Here is a 23,225-nt window from a genome sequence, read left to right as displayed (position 1 = left end):
TCAATGAATGTCGTCATCGAAGGCAAACAAATCTCCAAAGTATACGGCTCGGGAGACAGCGTCATATCCGCCCTGCAGCTAATCGACCTGACGGTCATGGAAGGCGAAAGCGTGGCTATTATGGGGCCTTCAGGCTCAGGAAAGACCACACTGCTCAACATTTTGGCCACGATCGATTCCCCGACCTCAGGCGAAGTGGTGATCGACGGTTACAACATCCTGAACATGAACGAAGAACAGCTCTCATCGTTTCGCCGTGACCGGCTGGGCTTCGTATTTCAGGATTACAACCTGCTCGACACGCTGACAGTTAAGGAAAATATCGTGCTTCCTCTGGCTATCGCTAAAATGAATATAGGGCAGCTGGAGCAGCGGGCAAGCGAGGTTGCGGTCCGGTTCGGGATCCAGTCGATTCTGGACAAGTATCCGTATCAGATATCTGGCGGTCAGAAGCAGCGGACAGCCGCCTCCCGGGCGATCGTGACGAAACCGGCGCTGCTGCTTGCCGACGAGCCTACGGGAGCGCTCGATTCCAAATCGGCAACCGACTTTCTGGAGAGCTTGAAGGAATTGAACGAACAGGAAGGAACCACGATTTTGATGGTTACCCATGACGCCTATGCTGCCAGCTACTGCAAGCGGGTGATTTTCATCAAGGACGGAAGCCTGTTCACCGAATTGGTCAAGGGAAGCCAGTCGCGGAGGGACATGTTCAAAAAAGTGCTGGACGTTCTGGCCGTACTGGGAGGCGGAGCCATTGACGCTGTTTGACGTAGCGAAGAAAAATATTCAGGGGAACTTCAAAAATTATTTAATCTACCTGCTTTCTATGATTTTCAGCGTTATGATTTACTATATTTTCGTATCGCTTCAGTACAGCAAGGCCATCACTGAAGGACTGCAGTCATCCGAGAGCCTCCGGGCCGTTCTGTCCCAGGCTTCCGTCATCCTGATTTTGTTTACGGCCGTATTCGTTTGGGGCTCCAATGCCTTCTTCACCAGAAAACGAATGAAGGAAGTAGGCTTATACGCCCTGCTCGGAATGCGAAGGCAAACGATCGCCCGGATGCTGTTCTATGAAAACCTGATCATGAGCTTGGCTGCCTTGATCATAGGCATCTTTCTCGGCACACTTTTATCGAAGCTGTTCACCATGATTTTGTTGAAGCTGCTGGATAACCCGGTGCAAGCCGGCTTTGAAATTCACATCGGGGCCATTGGTCAAGTTACATTCGTATTTGTGGTCCTGATCCTGATCACTTCCATGCAAGGTTACCGGCTGATCTATAAGTTCAAGCTTGTGGAGCTATTCCAAGCCGAGCGAAAAGGGGAGCATGCGCCCCGGATTTCTCTGCTCGCTGCAGGGCTGTCCGTCATCCTCATTGCCCTGGGTTACTGGACTGCCTTTAAGCCTATAAGTACGACCCAAGGTATTCTTGTCAACTTCTCCATCATTTTTATAGGACTAGGCGCAGGCACTTATCTGTTGTTCCGCTCCCTTGTCATTGCGCTATTACAGCTGTCGTCCCATCATAAAAAAAGGTATTACCGTGGCATCAACATGATCGGCACTTCCCACCTGCTCTACCGCATCCGCAGCAATACGGTCATGCTGACCACGATCGCCCTGCTCAGTTCCTTGACCTTGTGCGCGGTAAGCGTCGGCTACAGCTTTTTTTATACCCAGAAGCAGAGCGCCGAACAGGAGATGCCGTTCAGCTACACCTATGCCGCTTCGGAAAACGGGCTTGATGCCGAGGCCAGACAGCTCATTCTCTCGGACGCCAAGCATCCGGTTATCGCTGAAATCGACCTGCCTGCGATTGCGACCGATGCCGATCTGACCCGTTTTGCCTATCAGCCCGGAAATTACGAGCCAAACAAGGTTCCCGTAAAGCTGATATCTGCATCAACGTATAATCGGGCCGCTTCGGCACTGGGCTATAAAGAACGCCTTCAGCCCGCAGGTCGGGATGTTGTCCTCGTTCGCCCATTGTACACGACCCTTTCGGCTGATGAAGTACAGGGAAATCGAATATCCGTAACCACGGGGAATGAACGGGAAAGCTTAGAGGTAACTGGGATTGCTGAAGAACGCATCCTTCCTTGGGGTTATCCGGATATGTGCATCGTTATCAGCGACAGCCTGTTCAGTCAGTTGAACAAGAGCCTCAAAGCCAGCACCTATAAAGCTTTTAAAGTCAGGGGCCAGGAAACGACAAAAGAAACCGCAACGGCGCTCATCAAGCTTTCTGGAGACGGAACCGGAATGGCCACATTCTATCAGCAGTACCGTCAGAACGTAGAGAACGCCGGCATCAACGTCTTTACGCTCGGATTTCTCGGGCTGGTCTTTCTGGCGGCCACCGGGAGCATCATCTATTTTAATCAGTTGACCAAAGCGGAAGCCAGCAAAGGAAGCTATGGCATTTTGCGCAAAATCGGTGTAAGCCGTAAAGATATCCGCCGGTCGGTCGCCAAGCAGGTGCTGTTCGTGTTTGGACTCCCGCTGATCGTCGGACTGGTCCACAGCATCATGATGCTAAAGGCACTTGCCGGCATTAACCTGATCAGCGGCCTGTTCGCCGTTCCGATCCTAGTCTCCGGCGGTGCATATCTTCTGATCTATCTCGCCTATTATGCGTTTACGGTCAAAACCTATGATCGGACCGTCTCGGCACAGCTATAAATACAGCAAGGGGATGCCCGTGGTATTTAACCCTGGGACATCCCCTTCTTCAATCGGTGAGGGCAGCAGGCAGGCAATCCCTAATACAGCACATCCTTGCCGTACTGCTCTCCCTCCAGCATATCGTAAACCACAAGCTTGTAATCGTTCAGCAGCGACTGCTGCTCCGGACTCAAGGCGGAGATCACGGCGTTATCCTTGCCGATGAACACGCTTTTGTTCAAGCCGGGAATTTCAGACTTCACCTTCTCCAGCAGCTTGTAATATGCCGGCATGCTCTGGCCGGACAGTTCGAACACGGTCGGTCCGATAAAAGCGGGACTCATCGTGCCCGGAGACTTGCTGCCGATATCAAAGTTGGCCAAATAGATCAGCTTCGTCTCATGCTTCAGGCGCGGGTTGTCGTTAAATCCGGCCTGGGCATACACGCCGGAGGATAAGGCCGGCAGGTGATCGCCCCAGAACGCGACGATCGTCGGCCGTTGAATCGTCTTCAGCTGCTGGCTCAGGTAAGCCACCGCTTCGTCCGTCAGCTTGGTGTCATGCGTGTACGTTTCCAGCTCGTCTTTGTATTCCGGTTTGACGCCGGAAACTGTAATCGTGTTCGGACCATTCAGCCCCTTGGTAAACGGAAAATGGTTCTGCATCGTCACCAGGTGCAGGAACGTCGGCTTGCTCGCCGATTTCAACTCACGGACCGCTTCCTGCACGGCAGCCATATCGGAAATGTATCCGTTTGGGGTGTACCGTTTGGCGTTCGGCAGATCCTTTTCGCTCGTGAATTGGTCAAAGCCGAGGATCGGGTACACCCGATTGCGGTTGTAGAATGTATCGTCGAACGGATGCAGCGCAAGCGCCTCGTATCCCCGTTCCTTCAAAATGCTGACGATCGAGGGCAGTGAGGACATTTTGACGATCCGCTGCTGGTACGGGATCGACCCGTCTTTCAGAAAATACATCGACAACCCGGTCAGCGCCTCGAATTCCACGTTGGCCGTGTTACCACCAAACTCGGGGGACAGCAGAAATCCGTCCGGCGTCGATTGGGCGTTCTGGTGAATAAACTTCAGCGGATCCTCGCTGAACGTAAAAGACGGCATCCGGGTCGGATCAAAAAAAGCCTCGTCCATCATGTACATAATATTCGGCTGCTCTACCGCTTTGCTTGGCGACGTATCGGTAGATGTTCCGTATTTTTGCGCGATGGCTTCGATCGCTTCTTTGCTGTAACCCTCCGGCTTCTCGATCAGGTTCTGCATCAAGTTACCCGCAAAGGCGTATACGAACCCGTTCTGGGCATAATTGACCTTCTGGTTCCACGGAATGTTCTGATACTTCAGCGATGTGGCCAGCGCGTGCTGGCCTCCGACCATTTGAATAAATCCGCCAACCGCTACCAACGAGATAATGCCGAGCGTGATCCGCAGCGGGAGACGGACTTTGACTTTCGGCAGCTTCAGCATCAAGTAGATCAAGACCGCGACGAGAAGCACCGCTACGATGACGGCTGCCGGCGAAATCATGCCCTTCGTAATTTTCGTCATTTCCTGGGCGTTCTTGATCTGCATCAAATCCCAAGGGAATAGAGGCTCGCCCGTTGTGGACAGCTTCTCATAATTGGCGATCCCGAGGACCACGCACACGAGAAACGCGATCAGCGCCCCCGTATAAACGTTCGGAATGATCATGGCACAGACCAGCAGCACGAAGAAGAAAAACAGACTGCCGGATAAATATAGCCAATAATATTGGGAAATCCAGTTCAGCACGCTAACGATATTCAGTCCGAGCGAAGCCGCCTGCATGAAAAAATTTAGAATAAATCCGCCGAGCAGCAAGGAGAAAAGGGTTATCCCCACCCGCCTGGACGGTACAAATAATTGGCGCACGGTATCACTCCCATCTGTTCTCAAGCGAACAGTATACGCCAATTATCTTAAAAAAACATTAAAATCATACGAAAATTTAACATTCTCTTCATACTGGCATTACAATTCCGCGAATTGGCAAACCCCCACGAGCTTACCATGAGGGTCAATTCTACCTATATTTACTTACGAACTTAGCTAGAAGCTGTTCACCATCGCATCGATTTCTTGCATTTGTTTAGCGGACAATGGGCCGCGGGATACAGCGCCTGCCAGTTCCTCTACCTGCCGTCTCGTTTTAAAGCCCGGAATCGGAATGGCGGCATCGCTTCTGGACCATAACCAGGCAAGGGCTCCCTGTACCAGCGTCCGCTCGCCGCTCGTCAAAATTTCCTTGATGGCATCAAGCTTCTCAATGAACTCGGGAAGGGGGCTGCCGTCTTTAAAGTACCTCACCCACTCGTGTCCGCTGCCTCTGACGTCGGTATTCGGCAGGCTTGTCTCCGGCCGGAATTTGCCGCTCAAAAGTCCCATCGCCAGCGGCGTGTTGTTAATGCTGGCAAGACCCATACGCTCACAAACAGCCACTACGTCTTGGTTGTCATGGAAAACATTCTGCTCATGCTGGATGGCGGACGCATCCGACCGGCTCGCGAAGAATTCGGCGTCCCCGGCATCCCAAGTGCTCCACCCATATGCACGGATAAGCCCTTCCCGACGCAGCCAGTCCAGCGAATCGATCACGGACAGAATCTCCTCCCGGCTCAGCGCCCCCGGATGAATCTGCAGCAAATCGATGTAGTCGGTTCCCAGCCGTCTGAGCGAACGCTCGCAAGCAAAGCGGACATAGGAGGGCGAGACGTCGTAATTCAGGTGCACTTCTCTCTTCGCCGTATCCTGCAAGTATCCGAATTTGGTGGCGATGACCACTTGATCACGGCGCCCCCTGACCGCGCGGCCCAGCACTTCTTCACTGTGTCCGGTTCCATAAGCATCGGCCGTATCAAAAAAGGTCACTCCCATGTCCAGCGCCGTATGGATGGCGGCCTCCGATTCCGCATCATCCACCTCGCCCCATCCATCGGGCAGGCCGCCGAGCGTAAAGTTCCCGCCAATCGCCCAGCAGCCGAGTCCCAGCGGACTTACGGGTATACCTGATGTTCCCAAGGTTCTGTTCATTAATATTTCCTCCCTTTTCGCTTGTGTACGGCTCCATTATAATAAGGAAAACGGCTTATGATCAGAGCCAATAACTGCGATTTTGGAAGAACCAATGACGACCGTTCGCTGCTTACATCCCGATTTGTTCAACCGGCCGATCCGTCAACTCCACCTCGTTTCAGGCTGGGGCCTTCCTGAGTTAGACCCGAGCCGGTTCCGTCTCAGAAGTAATAAAGGTGCTGCGGATATACTCCGGATTGTCCAGCAGCGGCCGCCCGATGGCGATAAAGTCTGCCAGCCGATCCGTTAGGATAAACTCGGCAAGTTCTTTGGTGTAAATTTTACCCACGGCAATGATGGGAATGCTCACGTGTTGCTTTATAATGGAGGCATAGGGCACTTGATAACCGTCCGGCGTCGCTGCGGGATTCACCGGGAGCAGGCCGCCTGAAGACACATCCACCGCATCCAGCAGCGGCTCCAGGGAGGCGGCAATTTGCGCCACATCCACAGGCGTTAGCCCCCCTTCGACATAATCGGACGCGGATACGCGGATCAGCACCGGATAGTCGCGTCCCACCTCCGAGCGAACGGCCTCCAAAATGTCACGGAGAAAACGGGTTCGATTTTCCGGCGAGCCGCCATATTCATCGGTCCGGTGGTTGGACAGCGGGGAGAGGAACTGATGCACCAGGTGGCCGTGGGCCGCGTGCACTTCGATGCCGTCAAAGCCGGCCTCCAGGCTTCTTCGGGCAGCCTGCCGGAAATTGTCGATCTCGCTTCGGATATCCGAGAGGCTCATTTCTTCCGGAATCCCGTATTCATCGTCGTAGGCAATCGGACTGGGTGCAAGCAGACGCGAATCCCCGTATGTCCACGATTTTCTGCCGCCGTGCGTAAGCTGAATAAAAACCGGCGTGTTTTTCGCGTGAACAGCTTCGACTACTTTTTTCAACGGGGCGACATGCTCATCTGTATAAATGCCGATATCGTTGCTGAACAGCCTGCCGTTCGGCGACACTCCGGTCGATTCCAACATGACCATCGCGGCTCCGCTGGCAAGCCGGCTGTAATGGTCCACGTGATAATCGGTGGCGTACGCTTCGGGCGTTCCCTGGTTCTGCTGCATTGGGGACACGATCAATCTGTTGTTCAGCATCAGCCGTCCGATATTTTTTTCGCTATATATGATCGTTTTCATGGTTAACTCCTCCTAAGACTCTTGTGTTTGGATTTCTTAACTCCATTGTAAGAGTCTCAGAGGTATCGTTACATACCAAAACCAAGTTATTCCGACCCTTATACTTTGAATTTGAAGTTTGAGGGCACAGCGGATTTTAAAATTGAAAGTCCTGTCCGGCAACCGGATCTGCACCTTGATCCGCCTGAATGTGTCGTACAAGGAAAGGAGTACATTTATGGACCACATCGACTTGCAAATTTTAGATATCCTGCAGAGGGATGCGCGGATTTCCATTTCCGAGCTGGGCCGCATGATCAATATGTCCGGTCCGGCCGTCGCCGAGCGGATCCGCAAGCTGGAGGATAAAGGCGTCATTGAGTCCTACCGTGCGGTTCTGTCTCCAGAAAAAATTGGCAAACCGATCACCGCATTTATACTCGTGCAGGCGAACCAATGCAACGCGCTATCGGAATTCTGTGCGCAGTCTCCCGATGTGCTTGAGCTGCACCAAATCAGCGGTCAATATAACTTTATCCTGAAGGTGGTCGCGGCTTCAATGCAATCGCTGGAGGATTTTCGAATGGCCTGCAGCAAGTATGGCTTCACGCAGACGATTACCGTGCTGTCGACGACATTTGATTCCAAAGCATTTGCGCTGAACAATTAAGAAGCAGTTACGGAACGTTAAGCCGCCATTCCGCTTAATCCTTTGTACCGGAGGTGACTTACAATGAAAGATGACGAGCGCGTGCCTGCGCCGTATTTCGAGGATTGATTTTCGATTCGATGTACGAAGCCCAAGTATGGGCCTTGGACGAACCGTATAACAAACTCGGCTGGGAATACGACGGGTACCGGACGACCGATCCGAAGATCGCCGCCGCATTGGTATGGGAGCTGATGAAAGCGAAGACCGCGGGTTACGGTAAGCGTGAGGTGTTTGCCGACGAGCAATACGTCGATAAGGCAATCATCTACAGGGTATGGATACAATGGGTCCGCCCCGAGCCCGGGGCGCTGCATTCAGATTAAAGCGTTCTCTTCAGTTTGACCTCAAACGCCGGTCTCGTGACGTACTCCATATAATGGATTTTGCCGGTAAAGTCCAGGTAAGCCTGATATCGGAGCCGGATAGCCGGCGCGGTTACGAGGTCAAGGACCTGATCTCTCGGCACCCAGCGGCTGTCCGAAATCTCTTCGGATGTGCACAGTTCCCCACCTGTCGGTGCGCAGACAAAGTCCAACATCAGCTTCGTCGGAACCGGGGTTTCTCCGTCATGCCACAGGTAACTGCCCGTATTGGAATAGACTCCGATCAAATGCGACACTTCCGTGTCGATACCGCTCTCTTCTTTGATTTCTCTGGTCAGGGCGTCGATCAGATTCTCACCGTTCTCCACCTGGCCGCCGGGAAACACCCATCCGCCGTGCCTCGTCTTAACCAGCAGAATGTCTCCGCTGCCGTTCTCGACAAATCCTCCGACGGCCCCGATATGCGTAGGCATCATCATGCAATAAACCTCCTGAAGTAAAATTTAAGAAATTGGGCAAATAAGCAAGGCTGCCGGGCCTGCCCGGCAGCCTTCTTTCAAAACTTTTCTTACGGGTACTTAGACTTCATCCCAGATCCGCTTCAAGTTTTCAAGGCCGAGCTTCGTGCCCTCACGGCACTCCTCCATGCCCTCGAACTCCAGCGTAACGTATCCATCGTAGCCGGATTCCTTGATCAAGCGGAGCACCCGGCGGACGTCAATATCGCCCTGTCCGAAGATAGCTCCCCGCAAATAGTTACCGTGCGAGGTGAGGAACCAGGCACCGCCTCCCGGGTTTTGGTCCGCTGGACGGATATAGAAATCCTTCACATGCACAAGCGATGCGTAGGGGAGATTCCGTTTGACGCCGACAAGCGGCTGCTCATCAACGCAGAGGAAGTTGCCGATATCGAGCGTCGTTTTGAAATTGGGACGGTCAACAGCCTGCAGCACGCGCTGAACGCGGTCGCTGGCCTGTACGCTCATGCCATGATTCTCGACGGTGGTCGTGATGCCGAACCCCGCCGCATAATCGGCAATCCGCCGGCATCCCTCGACGATCTGGTCCAGGTTGGCTTCCAGATAATCGATGCCCCGCTTCTCCGGCGGAAGCGTAAATGCTGTCACGTCATGACGCATATGCTTCATGCCCAATCGGTGAACGGTATCCACATGCCGCTTGATGCGCTCGATTTCCGCTTCAAAAGCTTCCGGCGTATCCTGCACGAAGTTGGCCGGCATCGAATAATTGGACAGCTCGATCCCTTTGGCAGCCGCCCGCTCACGAACCGCATCGGCCAGCTCCGGCTGATCCTCCAGCGTAAATCCGTAAGGCACGATCTCCATATGTTCCCCGCCCTGCTCCGCAATCCAGTCGATAACGTCCAATACGGTCATCTCTCCCGCCTTAATCGCTTGCAAAAGGCTGTATGTACTTACTCCGGGCTTCATCTGCGCGATCCCTCCTGCGTTTTGTTAGAATGCTTCCGTCAGTTCCAGTTCGATGACCGTATCCAGTTCATCCGGCAGATCACCGCCGGCCAGGTGAATAAACGCGCCGCTGTCCGTATCCGAATATTGATCGGCCATCCAAGGCGTTTCCACATGTAGCTCGCTGCCGTCCGACAGCAGACGGGCTTTCTTGATCTTCCCCTTCAGTCCCTGGAAGTAGATCGGACCAATGCCGCGGTCAAAAATATGGGCGTACAGCTTATTGCCTTTTTGCGTATACCGCCCCCACTCCGGTTTGGGAAGTGCCGCAATCCCGCAGCCGTAAATGCTGTCCCCGTTCCGGCGCAGCCATTCACCGACAACGGACAAAATGGCCAGGGACTCCTTCGGAATTTCCCCTTTGGCATCCGGTCCGACGTTCAGGAGCAAATTGCCGTTTTTGCTGACACATTCCACCAGCGCACGGATAATCTGTTTCGGAGACTTATAGTTTTTGTCCGTCGCATGGTAGCCCCAATGATCGTTTAAGGTGATGCATGCCTCCCACGGAACCGGCTCGCCCTGGTCATTCACGATGCCGCGCGGCGGAATAATCTGTTCAGGCGAGAAGAAATCGCCCGCGTATTCCTCCGGCTCCGCCGCCATAATATTGCCGCCCAGGCGGTTGTCGATGACGATGTCCGGCTGAAGGGACCGAATCATCCGGATCAGCTCGGTGGCGCGCCACTTTTCGCCGGTCATCTCATCATATGAGAAATCGAACCACATCATATCGATTTTTCCGTAGTTGGTCAGCAGTTCCCGGACCTGCCCGTGCATATACTCCAAATACCGGTCGAAATGTTCTTCCCGGTCTTTATACGATTCTTCCGCACGCATCGGGTGCTGCCTGTCGCCGAAGGCAGGGTAATCCGGATGATACCAATCGATCAAGGAATAATAGAAACCGACCTGCAGCCCCTCTTCGCGAAACGCATCAACATACTCGCGGATCAGGTCCCTTCCAGCCGGCGTATTCGTTGCTTTGTAATCCGTCAGCTCGCTGTCAAACAAGCAGAAGCCGTCGTGATGCTTGGTCGTCAGCACGGCGTAGCGCTGTCCGGCCGCTTTGGCCGCCTTGGCCCATGCTCGCGGATCATAGAGAGTCGGATTAAACTCCTCAAAATAGGCTTGGTACTGTTCATTCGTGATGCGTTCCTGGCTCCGTACCCATTCGCCTCTGGCCGGAATCGCATACAATCCCCAATGAATAAACAAGCCAAAGCGGTCGTTCATTAATGTTGCCGTTCTTTCAAAACGCGGATTCATGCCGTATTCGCCCTCCAATAGCTGTTTTCTTGACTTGTGCCGCAGCAAAATCCGGCAGCCTTTCTTCACTGCCCTGCCGGGCGGCACTCCCATATTCTTCGTCTCGGCATCCGGGATACCCTTTTATTCAAGCCAGCTTTTTCAAAATAACTCTGATCATCTGGGATTGTTCAAATTTAATGGGAGCGAACAGACTTTCTATATCAGTAGAAATGATTAGAATATAACCGTCTTGAATAAAGCCAAATCTGATGCGGAATGCGGGGTGTTACGGCGGGCTAACATCGATGATGATGAGTAATACCATCCCAGCGGAGAATTGGAATTTACCTAGCTGTTAGGTAACGAAGCCGTTTAGTAACGAAGGGGAATAAAAAAGTCATAGTCTATGGAAAAAGGTCACGCCTGGTTTCTCAGGTGTGACCTTTTTCCATAGGGTGATTAGGGTGGTTATTCGTTAGATCCGCCGGCCAGCATCCGCCGCTTGTCCGCGTCCGGATCACGGGTAACCGTGCTGTCTGCCCCGAACACCATCGTTGAACGCTCTTCCGCATCGTAAGCCGGCCACGGCAAAGATGGCGTTGACGGCTGTCCATGTTTGGCAAAAGACGTCCAGGCCTCCTGCATTCGTCTCGCCACGGTCCGCATCTCTTCGTTAACCGGCATACCTGCGCCCGCAAGCAAGTCGAGATTGTCAAACACAAACGGAATTTCGGCCGAATGAAAAGCCGTTCCCAGCAGCGGATCGCCCGGCACCATCGCATAATCATAACGGTACATCCATACCGCCGCATGCGGAAGCTGGGCTTCTGCGAACTGAAGGGCCGACCTCCAGAAGAACAGCTCGGTCATCGCCTGACGCTGCCCCTCCACGGTCAACGGATACGATTCGATCCAGTTGGCCGCCTCCTTCGTCCCGGTCACGGCCGTATATGCCCGGGCGTTCTGTTCCTTTGTCAGCATCGGCATTCCTTCGGGTATAAAGAGCGCCCCCTCATCCCGGTTCGTTCCGATGATGATCTCGATACCGGCCGCGGAACCGGCGGCCACCGCTTCCAATGGCGACACGGGCAGCGACTTCCCATCGACGACCGGCTGGAACAGCATGACGGCACTCGCTCCGGCCGCCTGCTTCAACTCATCTGCCGCTCGAAGGATATCCTCGGCGGGCACTTCTTGCAGCCGCTCCAGCTGATCATCCGGAATACCAAGGAGATCCAGCAGCCCCTTCGCCAGCAGCCTGCCCTGGCGGTCCGAAATCGCCTGGGAAGCACCGCTCTGCATAATCGCCCGGGCGAACAAGCCCTGTGCCGCAGGCATTGCGAGCAGCGCCGCGATGCTCATGCTTCCCGCCGACTCCCCAAATACAGTCACCTGCTGCGGATCACCGCCGAAAGCGGCAATGTTGTGCTTCACCCAGCGCAGCGCCTCGATTTGGTCCAGCAGACCGGCGTTGCTTACATAACCGTCCTCGGTCTCCCGGGAAAATGGGGACAAATGTGCAAAACCGAGAGGACCCAGCCGGTAGCTCAGGCTGACTACAATCAAGCCCCCACGGCGCGCCAGCTCGGAGCCGTCATATATGGGCAGGCCGCCGCCGCCCGTCACGAAGGCGCCGCCATGGATCCATACCATCACCGGAAGCGGCTGCGATGCCGGCTCGTCGGGGGCCCACACATTGACGAACAGGCAGTCTTCAGATTGCGGGATCTGATCCCGTTTCAGTCTAAAAGCGCCACCTGTGGGGTTGACGCGCTGCGGAGCAAGCGGAACCATCATATCCCCGGATCTGACGCCTGCCCATGGCCGAGCGGGAAGCGGTTTCCGGAAACGCCGCTCGCCGACGGGGGGCTCGGCGTAAGGAATCGCCTTCCAGGTCCGGACGCCGTTCTGAACATATCCTTCAATCAGGCCATTGTAAGTACGGATGAGGAGTTGGTCCAATTTCGTTAACATCCTTTCTAGCATTGGAATCGTTCTACCATTGTAACACTAAAAATTGGACAAAGCCTAACCGAAGCTTGGTGCAAAAAAACATCTATCGACGAACATCTAAGGAAGCCAGCGCCAAGAAAAACACCTGTCTGCATAGACAGGTGCTAACCGCTTGTGGAGCAGACCGGGATCGGCTGCCTTTATCTTGCCGCCCCTTCCTTTTGGCTGCGGTAGGCCCAATGATTCGTCGGACCGTTCCCGCCGCCAATACCTAGCGTGTTCTCGATGGCCGCCTGGATGAATTCACGGGCCGTCCGTACGGCCTCGTTGACCGGGTTCCCTTTAGCCAGCTCAGCGGCGATCGCGGCCGAGAAGGTGCATCCCGTTCCATGCGTATGAAGCGTGTCAATCCGACTTCCTTCCAGGGTCAAGAAGGATTTTCCGTCGAATGTAAGATCAACCGCTTTGTCTGACGATTCGTCATGTCCGCCCTTGATCACAACCATCGCCGGACCGTAAGCCGCGATGCGGTAGGCCGCCTCGCAGCGTTCCTCCATCGACCGGATCGCCATCCCCGCGAGCACTTCCGCCTCCGGAATGTTGGGTGTGACGACAGCAGCCAGCGGCAGCAGCTTGTTCTTCAGCGCGTCCACGGCGTCCTGCTGCAGCAGCCGCGATCCGCCTTTGGCGACCATAACCGGGTCGACGACCACGTTCTTCCAGCCAAATGCTTCAATGCGGTCAGCAACGGCTTCAATAATATCCCCGCTGAACAGCATACCGGTTTTCACCGCATCCACACCGAGGTCGGTGCCCACAGCTTCCATTTGTTCGGCTGCCGCAGCCGCGGGGAGCGGATATACGCCTTGTACCCCGAGTGTGTTTTGAACCGTAATGGCTGTAATGGCCGTCATGCCGAATACGCCAAGCTCCTGGAACGTCTTGATATCCGCCTGAATGCCTGCCCCGCCGCCGCTGTCAGAGCCGGCAACCGTCAATGCTTTTGGAATGATCATAGGACAAATCCCCTTCCTGCCGTCTCCAGAAGGGCGGTAATCGTTCGTTCCTCCAGCGGATGCCGGTCCATCACGGACAACGCGTCCAGGAATGCGATTTGGAAGCTTCCCGGTCCCTCAATGCCTGCCCGTTCAAAGGCCCGGACGGCCGCTTCACCATAGTACGCCAAGGCGGCCGCGCCCGCAGACAACAGATCGGATTCGACCGCCCCGAAAGCCGCGATCACCGATGTCAGCAGGCATCCGGTCCCGGTGACTTGGGTCAGCATCGGATGTCCGCCCCGGATCAGGTACCCTCTCGTTCCGTCGGTGATCACATCTTCTTGCCCGGTTATTGCGACGAGAGTCCCCAGACGGTTTGCCGCCCGTGCAGCCAAGTCGGCGGGAGGGGACTCTCCAGCCTCACCTGCGTCGACGCCTTTAATTGCGCCGGATTCACCAATGAGATGGGCAACCTCCGCTGCATTTCCCCGGATCAGTGACACGCGCACCTCACGCAAAATGCGCAGCGCTGCCTCCGTCCGAAACGTAGTCGCCCCCGCTCCGACGGGGTCCAGATATACTGGAACGCCGTGATCATTCGCCGATCGGCCGGCGATGATCGCCGCTTCCACCCATTCGCTGCTTAGCGTTCCGAGATTCAGGACAACGGCTTGGGCGACCCGAGCCATTTCGGCCACCTCCTCTTTGGCATAGGCCATTACTGGGGAGGCGCCAAGGGCAAGCAGGCCGTTGGCCGTAAAATTGGTTACGACCACATTTGTCATGTTGTGAATGAGCGGGCGCTGCTCTTTTATCCGTGAAGGAAGCTGGATGAATCCGGACGGGAACATTTCGGCGGTCATCGTCCCACCCCTTCCGCTGCAGCCAGGGGAACCGGCCAATCCTCAAGCGTAAACGCCATGTCCCAGAACATGTACTCCAGCTGACAGCTGGTCAGAAAATGCTCCATCAGCCGGCTTTTTCTCGAGGAAGGAAGGCTCTCCGCCCATTCGTCGAGCAGCCGCCGCAGCTGTACCGTCACCCCGCTCTCCCGGTCCCCGTAAAAGTGCATCCATTCATAAAACGGATGGGATTCCTCCGGCTGGACTTCCGCCAGCAGACGTTGGCCGATTTCCGTATAGGTCCATGGACAAGGTAACAGCGCGGCTACAATATCCTCAAGTCCCCCCTCGTGGGCGACGTTCAGCATATGCCGGATGTAATGATTGGCCGATGGAGCCAGCGGATACCCTTGCAGGTCCTCATATGCAACACCGGCGACATCGCAAAAGTTTTGGTGGGGATGCGTTTCACTATTCAAAATAAACGAGATCTGTTCGTTGAAAAGCGCGGTCGTCTGCCGGCAATCGCATCGGGATATGGCAATGCCATAGATCCGGATGTAGGCGTTTAAGTATTCAAAATCCTGCTTTACATAGTGAATCAGCTGCTCCTTGGATAAGGAACCTTCCGCAATTCCCCGTACAAACGGATGCTCGAAGATCGCTTGATAAATGGGATCTGCCGCGTGTCTCAATTCTTCAGTAAACCGGGCCATGATAATGCACCTCCGTTAATTTTGACGAAAATCGCATGCCGGAGCGCGGGGAAGCCAACACAAAAAAGCCGCCCCGAAATGGAGCGGCCGCTGCTTGCAGTGTCATCCTGAATGTATCTCATCCGGAAAGTTGCGTATGTAAAGGCCCGCTCCACTTCCCTCCGCCGGTATTAACCGGATCAGGTTCAAAGGGTCCAAGCGATCACTTGTCTCAGCTGCCTACCGCAGCTCCCCTAGTGGATTTTCGTATGATTTTTATAAGTTCATGATTAACTGTAGCTCCGTTTGTCGGTCTTGTCAAACAAAAAAGATGCCAGCGTGATACCGGTGATAACTCGCCGATCGTCTATGCGGATGTCCCTTCGCCTGCATGTTTTTACCGTTTCAACGCGTAAGTAAGGATCATCTCGATGATGACGACAACGGCATAAATGACGGCGGCCGTTCGATAACCTGATCCATACAGCGCAGCCGCAGCCAAACCAAATACGATCAGCTGCAGCACAGCCCGCACGGGGAGAGTTACCGGGAAGGTGGCTTTCGGCGCGACATACATGCCCCAAAAAATTGCGACCACGACCGGCGAACCTATTCCAGCCACAATACGGATCCACAAGGCGGCATCCAGTTTAAACCCCCACAGGCAAAAGGCTGCAAGTGCACATAGCTCCATCAGAAAAAAGATAAGGTCGATCACAATCATTGCCAAACCCTCCGTTTTGGGCCGGTTAGGGCCTTTGGAATGAAGCCATACTCGGGAAACCATCCAGTCATGTTTTGCCTACCGCGGTAAAGCCCCTTCCCCCTCACTCCGGCTTGTGGGCTTTCATAATTAAAAAATGCGGGCGATGCAGAATCCGCTGGTAGAAATCCGCCGACTCCGGCAGCCGCTCCATAAACTCGGGAACCGGTCTTGGTTCGATAAGCCGATCCAGCACAAACCATTTTGACGTCATGTTGACGATTTCCTGCAAGGGCCTCCGGAAGAACGTGACTTCAACGCTGCCTGCTTCTTTCTTCGTCCATCGGTCAACAAGCAGCTCCCTCGCAAAATAATCCGGTCTCTCAAAAACAGTAAAATCCATAAACGGATGATGCACTGAAAACAAAAAGGTTCCTCCGGGTTTCAATACCCGCTGAAACTCACGGAACAAAGGATCCCAATCTTCGATGTAATGCAGCGTTAGCGAACTGAGGATCAAGTCGAACTTGTCCGCATCGTACGGAAGCGGTTCGCTTAGATCGTGAACTCGAATGTCCGCCTGATCGCCGACTCTCCGTTTGGCCGCCTGCACCATATCAGGGCTGAGATCGATCGCCGATACCACGGCCCCCCGGGTAATAAACTGCTCGGTATACCATCCTGCAGCACAACCTGCATCTAGGACATGAAGTCCGGACAAATCCGACGGCAGCAGCTCAAGCATGGCCGGACGCTCATAGTAAGCGTTGGCGCCGCTGTCCGAATCGGTATGAAATTCATAGTCCTTGGCTAGCTTAGAGTAAGCTTCGAGAACCCTCTCTTTCATGCAACCACCTCCGTTAACACGCTATTCTCCACCATATTATACCAACCCACAGAAAGGTTGGATATAAATAAACCAGCTTTATGCATGCCATGCAGAACTTTGTAGCGGTCGAATGCCCCTTCAATGCGCTGCCAGCAAACGGTAAAAGGCTGCCTGGCGGCAGCCCCTTTCTTTAATACACTAGTTTTATTAGGTTAGCCTGCTTCCGCCGGCAATTCTTTCAGCTACAGGACGCCCGCCGTCCCGGCTTGCTGCAGACACTTCAGGAGGGCGTTATCAAAAAGATACTGGTCATCTTCATAACGGCTCGTGTACTTATTGAGCATTCTGACACCCACGGCCTGATGCTCCGGGAAGACGACCACATGGCATCCTGCCGCTCCGGTAGCGTAGAACCATTCCGGCCGATGATACCAACCGAGTATGCGACGATCCGGAGTCTTCGTTTTCAACTCGTCGCTAAGCCGATAAAATGCCGCAGGGATCAGCTGATGACCTCCTACGTTTCCACGTTTCAAATGCAAATAGCCCCACTTGGCCAAATCCCTTGTGCTGGTATACATATTTCTTTCATGCCCTTCATGAGATTCCAGACGAACCGTAGCATAACTTGGATTCGTTGCATAATCGCAGACAAGACCGGCCGTTGGCGCTGTAGCCCATATGGTTTCCTTGCAGGTGAGCGGCTCTAAAATGCGCTCTTCCAGAAAAGCCCCAATAGACTTCCCTGACAAGGCTCTCACCACCTGCCCTTGAATCCCTTCCCTTTCCCATTGCTTATTATGAAAATATTTCGGGCCGGACACGGTCACCAAATCGCGTAATGTCAGCTGCCCCAAATCTTCACCGGGGTAATTGCCCAACACTTCTGCAACCGGGGTGGATATCGGTACTCCGTTGTCCAGAGCCGTCATCGCCATTGCACAGCATATATACGTCTTTCGGGTGGAGTAAATGTTGAACAAGGAGGATTCCGTAACGGGAACCGCTCCTTCTTTATGGTGATGAAATCCACGATACTGCTCATAGACGATTCTGTCGTTATGTATGACCAGAACGGATGAAGCTGACGCACCGTAATCGGTACGCGCTTTGCGGACCACTTCATCCAATGGCTCAAACGCTGCTTGGTCAGGCATTCTATCCAGATTCACATACACTCCTCCTAGTGATAATCGCAATAGGAATATACGTTCGCCAACACCATCTGCTTTCCCTGCTGCCTGGTTTCTTTTTTATTTCGCAAAACCTTGGCCAGCCTATCTTTGTATCATCTCCGCCTCAGCGCCTCCTGCTGCGAGCGGTATTCGAGCGGGGCTACGCCCTCCATTTCCTTGAAGACCCGGGTAAAATGTTTCACGTTCTCGAACCCGGCCTGCTCGCTGATTTCGTATACCTTCAGGTCCGTGCTATTGAGGAGCTCCTTGGCTTTACGGATCCGCAGCTTGCGCAAATAGCTGACGAACGTCTCCCCCGTGTACTCCTTGAAAGCATGGCTAAAATACGAATAATTCAAGGATACATGGTTGGACACGACGGCCATGTTCACGTTTTCATGATAATGCTCCTCGATATAAACGATGGCCCGCTGAATCTCGTTCTGGTCGAAATGCATCGACCGCATCCGTTTCACATAATCGCTCAGCAGGAAGATCAGGCTCTCCAAACCGTGGAAATAATCATGAAAATGATTGAAGTTATATAGGTTTCCCACCTGCTTGTGGAGCTTCAGAATGTCCACGGATTCCTCGCCATAGGTCTGAAACACCTGGTCAAATACATGCTCGTTAAATGCCCTGCCGATCCCTTCCAGATACCCGATATCATACTGAAGAATTGTCCGGATATCGAAAATATGCTGCAGCAGCCGGCTCAGTTCGGCATCCCGGTCCAGTCCGAGCAGGTTGGCCGTCTTCCGGATGTCTTCCAGCGGGATGCGGTAGTCAGCCCGTTTACCGGACAATTCCGTGCTCCAAATAAGTCCCGGCATGTTTTGGAACAAGAAGTATTTCAGCGCCCGGCCTGCCTGCTGGTAAGCTCTCTTCACCTCCCCTGCTCCCGACATCTGTTCGCTGATGCCGGCCCGGATGGCGCTGGCCGACTGGCGGATGATCGCCTCCCCCAGCCGGTTGAACGGAGCAGCGGTGTCGGTAAACACAACGAGCTTGCCATCTTTGTCGTAAAAACGGATATAACGTTCGCCCGGCAGCCAGCCGATCATCAGGTCAACATAAGCCGTAAATTCGTCCCAGCCCGAATCCCGGTAACGTTCCGGAACGAGAACTAGCGCGGCGTATCCCCCCGCATCCAGCCAATCCAGTCCCGCCTGAAGGACTACATCCCGAATACCGTGTTCGTCCATCCCTTCCTGCAAAAACAGATACTGCAGCCGGCTCACCGCATAATTTTCCTTCAGAGCCTTCGTTCCGCGCAGCTGATCGGCGATTTCGCCCTTGCGTATGCGCTCTGCGTCAAGGCGCCGCAGTGTCCGGAACAGCTCATCACGTACGATTGGCTTCAGTAAGTATTCCTTCACATTGCAGCGGATCGCCGCTTTGGCATACTGGAAGTCGTCATGACCGCTTAGAATGACCAGATCCGGCCCCGGCTCCTGGTCCTGTAAGCGGTTAATGAGCTCGATTCCGTCCATCACCGGCATGCGGATGTCGGTAATGACCAAGTCCATTTCCGTGCCGTCCATGACTTGAAGCGCCTGCTGCCCGTTCGCGGCAAAGTGCAGTGCGTAGGCATCGCCGAACTCGCGGCGAATCATCGCTTTCAGGCCATCCCGTATATTTTTCTCATCATCAACGATTAGCAGATTGCACATGGGCAGGCACACCTCCCGCTAGAATTAGATATGGCAGAGTCATCGTGACCCGCGTGAAACTTCCTTCGGCGCTTTCCACCCGGATCCCGTGCGACTTCCCGTAAAACATGACGATACGCTGATCGACGTTCCGCAGTCCGATACCGCTGCTTTCCCCGTCGTTCAGCTCCTTCCGCATCTGCTGATATTCCGCGTCTTCCAGGCGGATCATCAGGTTGACCTTCTTCAGCTTAGACTCGGGAATCCCGTCGCCATTGTCGCAGACCTCGATAATGATGCTGTCCCCCGATACATAAGCATGAATAGCGATTTCCAGCTTTTCGCCGTCCTCAGCGCGGGAACCCATCCCATGCTTAACGGCGTTCTCAACGATAGGCTGGAGCGACATCTTCAGTACTTCCTGTTCCATATGGACCGGGGGGACATTGATGTTGAGCACCAGATTGTTGTCATAGCGTATGTTCATGATGGCGATGTAGTTTTGGATATGCTCCAGTTCATCCCTCAGGCGCACATGGTTGCTGGTCCACTGCAGGTTATAGCGCATCATGCGGCCGAGTGAGGTGAGCGAATCGGATATCGTGTATTGGCCCTCAATTTCGGCAAGCATCTTTAAGTTTTCGAGGGTGTTGTACAAAAAATGGGAGTCGATCTGGTTTTTCAGCGACTTCAGCTCCGCTTCCTTGGTCGCCGCCTGACGGTTTACGGCCTCGACGATCAGCTCGTTCATCCGTTTGAGCATCTGGCGGAAATGATGCGCCAATTCCCCGATCTCATCCATGCTTGTAATGTCAATTTCGAAATTAAAGTCGCCTTTACGTACTTTTTTCATGGAGTCACGCAAAATGTTCAGTTTTTTCAAAATCAAGGAATGCAGGATGTAGGACGTGGCCGACAGCAGGGCGATCAGAATAATCGTCGCAATGATAATCGTATTCCGCCGTTTGCTCACGTCCGACAAAGCGCTTTTTAGCGAAACGACGTTGAACAGATAGCTGTTCAGCGGCTCCAGATCACTCGGAATGCATAAATACGGCGTCCCGTTATAGGTAAAGGTGAATTCGCGGTCGGTCCTCCTGCCATGCTTGGCGAACTCCGCCATGATCGTTCCGACGGGGAGCGTTTGCATCAGGCTCAGGGACGGATTGGTGAACGCTTTGCCCTCCCGGTTGACCACGATCATTTGCGAGCTCGTATCCTGGACGCTGCTGAAGGTTTTCATGAAAAAGTTGTTCAGCTCCATCGTCACCTCCAGGATGCCATTATGCTTATCGTTCGGATATTTGATCTCGCGCAGCAGCGTGACAAAATCACCGACCTGGTCGCTGGCCACCGTGCTGTTCTTGATCACATCCTTATTGGTCGCGCTGATCTCCCACCAGACCAGTCCGTTGCGCCGAAGGACCGTCTGGTACCAGGGTTTGTTTTTGATCCGGGATTCTTTGAAAATAACCGGCCAAAACTCCCTCACGTTCGGGTTTTCCGAATACAGCCGGATGTTGGCAATGTTCGGATTGTTAAACAGATAGTATTGAAAGCTGGAGAACGTCTTCATCTTAAAATCGATCAAATCGGCGGTGTCCAGCTCCTCCCGGCTCTGCAGATACTCATTGATCTCGCTGTTGGAGATGGCCAGCTGGGCCGTGCGTTCCATCACCTGCATGTTGTTGGCCACATTCGTCTTTTCGATCTCCAGAATATATTGGTTTTTCTTGGTCAAGTCTTTGATCGTATTCAAGTATACCCCGTTGAATAAATACCAGGAAACCAGGGTGATCGGAATCAAAATAATACAGATAAACGATAGGATCAGCTTTAATTGAATCGGCATCCGGCCGATGGCGGTCGACAGCTTGGCCATTCGATTCCGGGCAAGTTTGATCATTACCGCAAGCACCACCCAGCCCATTATGGTAATAAGCCTGAAAATCCGCGAGCAAAAAATCGCGGATTCCAGGCCTGTGTCAGAAGGCGCTTATTTGTTGAGCGCTTCCAGTTTTTTTATGTTTTCTTCGTATGCCTTTTGACGATACGCATCAATTTTGTCCTGTTTATTCTTGTTGCGGTCTTCGACGTAGTTGTTCCACATCTCGTCGAATTCGGCATCCGATTTGGCCAGCAGCAGTTTCGGCAGCAGCTTGCCCCAATTCCGTGCGTTTTTGCTGCCGGCGATGCCCTCTTCAGACGTGCTCGGCGGATCCAGATTGTCGAATTCGGACATGCTGATCGATTTGCCCTTCGTCCAGTCCGCCATCTGTTTCTGCGGGTCGACGCCCGGCGGCGCCCACTGCAGGTTCATGTTCGTATCCATCAGCATCCAGTAGGTGTAGGATGCGCCGTATTTCTGGTCAAACGCGGTACGATCCGTATTCAGCAGCTTCACGACATCCGGCAGGAACTGGTCTTTGCCGTCGATGTTGTCGTAGGTGACGCCCTTCTCGCCGAGGAACAGATCCTTGTTGCCTTCTTCGCTGATCAGGTAGGTCAGGAACTCGATCGCCCGCTTTTTGTCCTTTACGTCCTTGGAGATCAGGGTCAGCGTCCAACCGGAGATGCCTGGGCCGGAGAGGGTCGGCGCGTCCTTCTTGGAGTTCGCCGGACCATTGATCGCCATATACGCCGAGTTCGGGTCCTTCTGGTACAGCGACATGTTCTGCGCATCGAAGTCGGAGCGCTGGTACAGCATTGCGAAGTAGCGGCCCTGTGCGATTTTTTCTTCCATTTGCGGACGCTTGTCGATGAAGATGTCCTTCGAGAGCAGCCCCATTTCGTTGGCTTTGCGGAACGTCTTCAGCCATGTAATGTATTCGGGATCCAGACGGCGGTCATACAGCTTGCCGTCCTTCTGCTGCGGGATCGCCAGGAAGTTCTGGAGGTAGCCTTCGAGCGAGTAGTTGCCGGTCTCGCTGAATTCATGCAGCCCGAGCGGAATGAGCGGCTGGCCGTTCACTTCAGGGAACTTCTCCTTCGCCAACTTGAGCGCGTTCAGAAAACCTTCCGGTGTGCTCATATCCGGACTGCCGATGGCTTCATACATGTCCTTGCGGACCTCGAACGTTTGGTTTGACGTGAAGTTCGAGCCGTACTTCTTGTAATCTTCCGGGGAGGACGATGCGTTCGGATAACCGTAAATGTTGCCGTCCGGCTGCGTGTACCAACCCAGTTTAGCAGGGTCGGCCACTTTGAAGAAGTACGGATCGTATTGGTCAGCCAATTCGTTCAGCGGAAGCACGAGCTTGCCCTCGATCATCTTCTTGACGGCTTCCTCGCTCCAGCCGAGCGTGATGAAATCCGGCAGCTTGCCGGAGGCGATCATCGTATTCAGCTTCTCGTTCTCATTACCCGCCGGAACGATAAAGTTGATGCTGACGCCCGTCTTCTTTGTCACGTATTCGGCAGTCGCGTCGCCGCCCCATTTTTTATTGAACCAGGAAAAGTTCATGTACCAGTCGAACGTGATCGGTGCGTTGTCCGACTTCCAGCCCGGCTCGTCCGGATTCGGTTTGGCTTCCCCGCCGCCCGTAGACGACGTGTTCTTCGCATCTGTGCTTCCGCTTGTCGCGGCGGTGCTGCCGCCGTTGGTCTCACTCTTGCCGCCGGAGCATCCCGCAAGGGACAGCGCCATCGTGAACACGACGGTCAGAGCGACCATGGAAGTCATGAGTCTGCGCGCTTTGCTCATG

General features: G+C 53.9%; 20 protein-coding genes and 1 riboswitch. Of the genes, 4 read left to right on the top strand and 16 right to left on the bottom strand.

The window, feature by feature from the left end; all coding sequences use genetic code 11:
* Nucleotides 1-3: 3 nt before the first annotated feature.
* Both FHS19_RS05380 and FHS19_RS05375 read left to right on the top strand, forming a co-directional pair.
* The gene (locus FHS19_RS05380; protein ID WP_183579662.1) at nucleotides 4-771 is read left to right on the top strand and encodes an ABC transporter ATP-binding protein; all 768 of its coding nucleotides are present in this window, start codon (nucleotides 4-6) and stop codon (nucleotides 769-771) included.
* Nucleotides 758-2,689 (top strand): ABC transporter permease, encoded by a 1,932-nt coding sequence (locus tag FHS19_RS05375; RefSeq protein WP_183579659.1) that lies wholly within the window; start codon nucleotides 758-760, stop codon nucleotides 2,687-2,689. Before FHS19_RS05380 ends, FHS19_RS05375 begins: the two co-directional genes overlap by 14 nt.
* Before the next feature lie 80 nt (nucleotides 2,690-2,769).
* Here FHS19_RS05375 and FHS19_RS35455 read toward each other — a convergent pair whose 3' ends face one another.
* The 3 genes from FHS19_RS35455 to FHS19_RS05360 all read right to left on the bottom strand — a co-directional run bounded on the left by FHS19_RS35455 (nucleotide 2,770) and on the right by FHS19_RS05360 (nucleotide 6,919).
* Nucleotides 2,770-4,578 carry an LTA synthase family protein gene (locus FHS19_RS35455; RefSeq protein WP_183579655.1) on the bottom strand — a complete coding sequence of 603 codons (1,809 nt, stop codon included), beginning with the start codon at nucleotides 4,576-4,578 and terminating at the stop codon, nucleotides 2,770-2,772.
* A gap of 177 nt (nucleotides 4,579-4,755) precedes the next feature.
* Nucleotides 4,756-5,736: an aldo/keto reductase gene (locus FHS19_RS05365; protein ID WP_183579652.1), complete on the bottom strand. Its 981-nt coding sequence runs from the start codon at nucleotides 5,734-5,736 to the stop codon at nucleotides 4,756-4,758.
* A gap of 181 nt (nucleotides 5,737-5,917) precedes the next feature.
* Complete coding sequence (locus FHS19_RS05360) at nucleotides 5,918-6,919, bottom strand: oxidoreductase (protein WP_183579649.1); 1,002 nt, start codon at nucleotides 6,917-6,919, stop codon at nucleotides 5,918-5,920.
* A gap of 217 nt (nucleotides 6,920-7,136) precedes the next feature.
* Between FHS19_RS05360 and FHS19_RS05355 the strand changes: the two genes are divergently transcribed.
* Nucleotides 7,137-7,568: an Lrp/AsnC family transcriptional regulator gene (locus FHS19_RS05355; protein WP_183579646.1), complete on the top strand. Its 432-nt coding sequence runs from the start codon at nucleotides 7,137-7,139 to the stop codon at nucleotides 7,566-7,568.
* Nucleotides 7,569-7,687: 119 nt separating this feature from the next.
* The gene (locus FHS19_RS05350; RefSeq protein WP_183579643.1) at nucleotides 7,688-7,933 is read left to right on the top strand and encodes a hypothetical protein; all 246 of its coding nucleotides are present in this window, start codon (nucleotides 7,688-7,690) and stop codon (nucleotides 7,931-7,933) included.
* Here FHS19_RS05350 and FHS19_RS05345 read toward each other — a convergent pair.
* From FHS19_RS05345 to FHS19_RS05285, 13 genes are all read right to left on the bottom strand, one after another.
* A complete protein-coding gene (locus FHS19_RS05345) occupies nucleotides 7,930-8,412 on the bottom strand; it encodes an NUDIX hydrolase (RefSeq protein ID WP_183579640.1) in 483 nt (160 codons plus the stop codon). The genes FHS19_RS05350 and FHS19_RS05345 overlap by 4 nt on opposite strands.
* Before the next feature lie 99 nt (nucleotides 8,413-8,511).
* Nucleotides 8,512-9,384 carry a sugar phosphate isomerase/epimerase family protein gene (locus FHS19_RS05340; protein ID WP_183579637.1) on the bottom strand — a complete coding sequence of 291 codons (873 nt, stop codon included), beginning with the start codon at nucleotides 9,382-9,384 and terminating at the stop codon, nucleotides 8,512-8,514.
* A 24-nt stretch (nucleotides 9,385-9,408) separates the two neighbouring features.
* On the bottom strand, nucleotides 9,409-10,692 hold the full coding sequence (locus FHS19_RS05335) for an alpha-L-fucosidase (protein WP_183579634.1): 1,284 nt from the start codon (nucleotides 10,690-10,692) through the stop codon (nucleotides 9,409-9,411).
* A 450-nt stretch (nucleotides 10,693-11,142) separates the two neighbouring features.
* A complete protein-coding gene (locus FHS19_RS05330; protein WP_183579631.1) occupies nucleotides 11,143-12,636 on the bottom strand; it encodes a carboxylesterase/lipase family protein in 1,494 nt (497 codons plus the stop codon).
* Nucleotides 12,637-12,827: 191 nt separating this feature from the next.
* On the bottom strand, nucleotides 12,828-13,643 hold the full coding sequence (gene thiD, locus FHS19_RS05325) for a bifunctional hydroxymethylpyrimidine kinase/phosphomethylpyrimidine kinase (RefSeq protein WP_183579628.1): 816 nt from the start codon (nucleotides 13,641-13,643) through the stop codon (nucleotides 12,828-12,830).
* Nucleotides 13,640-14,488 (bottom strand): hydroxyethylthiazole kinase, encoded by an 849-nt coding sequence (gene thiM / locus FHS19_RS05320; protein WP_281382379.1) that lies wholly within the window; start codon nucleotides 14,486-14,488, stop codon nucleotides 13,640-13,642. The genes thiD and thiM overlap by 4 nt, the downstream gene beginning before the upstream one ends.
* Nucleotides 14,485-15,183: a thiaminase II gene (gene tenA / locus FHS19_RS05315; protein WP_183579625.1), complete on the bottom strand. Its 699-nt coding sequence runs from the start codon at nucleotides 15,181-15,183 to the stop codon at nucleotides 14,485-14,487. The genes thiM and tenA overlap by 4 nt, the downstream gene beginning before the upstream one ends.
* 139 nt (nucleotides 15,184-15,322) lie before the next feature.
* Nucleotides 15,323-15,428, bottom strand: a riboswitch (TPP riboswitch).
* Nucleotides 15,429-15,559: 131 nt separating this feature from the next.
* Nucleotides 15,560-15,886: a YrdB family protein gene (locus FHS19_RS05310; RefSeq protein ID WP_183579622.1), complete on the bottom strand. Its 327-nt coding sequence runs from the start codon at nucleotides 15,884-15,886 to the stop codon at nucleotides 15,560-15,562.
* Between the two features lie 103 nt (nucleotides 15,887-15,989).
* The gene (locus tag FHS19_RS05305) at nucleotides 15,990-16,712 is read right to left on the bottom strand and encodes a class I SAM-dependent methyltransferase (protein ID WP_183579619.1); all 723 of its coding nucleotides are present in this window, start codon (nucleotides 16,710-16,712) and stop codon (nucleotides 15,990-15,992) included.
* A gap of 224 nt (nucleotides 16,713-16,936) precedes the next feature.
* Nucleotides 16,937-17,866 (bottom strand): serine hydrolase domain-containing protein, encoded by a 930-nt coding sequence (locus FHS19_RS05300; RefSeq protein ID WP_183579616.1) that lies wholly within the window; start codon nucleotides 17,864-17,866, stop codon nucleotides 16,937-16,939.
* 116 nt (nucleotides 17,867-17,982) lie between these two features.
* Entirely contained in the window at nucleotides 17,983-19,542 is a 1,560-nt protein-coding gene (locus FHS19_RS05295) for a response regulator transcription factor (RefSeq protein ID WP_183579613.1), read from the bottom strand.
* Nucleotides 19,520-21,427 (bottom strand): cache domain-containing sensor histidine kinase, encoded by a 1,908-nt coding sequence (locus FHS19_RS05290; protein ID WP_183579610.1) that lies wholly within the window; start codon nucleotides 21,425-21,427, stop codon nucleotides 19,520-19,522. Before FHS19_RS05290 ends, FHS19_RS05295 begins: the two co-directional genes overlap by 23 nt.
* A 90-nt stretch (nucleotides 21,428-21,517) precedes the next feature.
* The gene (locus tag FHS19_RS05285) at nucleotides 21,518-23,224 is read right to left on the bottom strand and encodes a type 2 periplasmic-binding domain-containing protein (RefSeq protein ID WP_183579607.1); all 1,707 of its coding nucleotides are present in this window, start codon (nucleotides 23,222-23,224) and stop codon (nucleotides 21,518-21,520) included.
* Nucleotide 23,225 lies beyond the last annotated feature (1 nt).

The organism is Paenibacillus rhizosphaerae, assembly GCF_014192015.1.
Lineage (GTDB): Bacteria > Bacillota > Bacilli > Paenibacillales > Paenibacillaceae > Paenibacillus_AQ > Paenibacillus_AQ rhizosphaerae.
This window is presented reverse-complemented; position numbering and strand designations above follow the sequence as displayed.

Bases quoted from the DNA above. Each gene is read 5' to 3' on its own strand.
- FHS19_RS05335 (WP_183579634.1), bottom strand. From the start codon at position 10,692: ATGAATCCGCGTTTTGAAAGAACGGCAACATTAATGAACGACCGCTTT.
- FHS19_RS05360 (WP_183579649.1), bottom strand. From the start codon at position 6,919: ATGAAAACGATCATATATAGCGAAAAAAATATCGGACGGCTGATGCTG.
- FHS19_RS05295 (WP_183579613.1), bottom strand. From the start codon at position 19,542: ATGTGCAATCTGCTAATCGTTGATGATGAGAAAAATATACGGGATGGC.
- FHS19_RS05340 (WP_183579637.1), bottom strand. From the start codon at position 9,384: ATGAAGCCCGGAGTAAGTACATACAGCCTTTTGCAAGCGATTAAGGCG.
- FHS19_RS05310 (WP_183579622.1), bottom strand. From the start codon at position 15,886: ATGATTGTGATCGACCTTATCTTTTTTCTGATGGAGCTATGTGCACTT.
- FHS19_RS05290 (WP_183579610.1), bottom strand. From the start codon at position 21,427: ATGATCAAACTTGCCCGGAATCGAATGGCCAAGCTGTCGACCGCCATC.
- FHS19_RS05350 (WP_183579643.1), top strand. From the start codon at position 7,688: ATGTACGAAGCCCAAGTATGGGCCTTGGACGAACCGTATAACAAACTC.
- FHS19_RS05365 (WP_183579652.1), bottom strand. From the start codon at position 5,736: ATGAACAGAACCTTGGGAACATCAGGTATACCCGTAAGTCCGCTGGGA.
- FHS19_RS05380 (WP_183579662.1), top strand. From the start codon at position 4: ATGAATGTCGTCATCGAAGGCAAACAAATCTCCAAAGTATACGGCTCG.
- FHS19_RS05345 (WP_183579640.1), bottom strand. From the start codon at position 8,412: ATGATGATGCCTACGCATATCGGGGCCGTCGGAGGATTTGTCGAGAAC.
- FHS19_RS05285 (WP_183579607.1), bottom strand. From the start codon at position 23,224: ATGAGCAAAGCGCGCAGACTCATGACTTCCATGGTCGCTCTGACCGTC.
- tenA (WP_183579625.1), bottom strand. From the start codon at position 15,183: ATGGCCCGGTTTACTGAAGAATTGAGACACGCGGCAGATCCCATTTAT.
- thiD (WP_183579628.1), bottom strand. From the start codon at position 13,643: ATGATCATTCCAAAAGCATTGACGGTTGCCGGCTCTGACAGCGGCGGC.
- FHS19_RS05355 (WP_183579646.1), top strand. From the start codon at position 7,137: ATGGACCACATCGACTTGCAAATTTTAGATATCCTGCAGAGGGATGCG.
- FHS19_RS05305 (WP_183579619.1), bottom strand. From the start codon at position 16,712: ATGAAAGAGAGGGTTCTCGAAGCTTACTCTAAGCTAGCCAAGGACTAT.
- thiM (WP_281382379.1), bottom strand. From the start codon at position 14,488: ATGACCGCCGAAATGTTCCCGTCCGGATTCATCCAGCTTCCTTCACGG.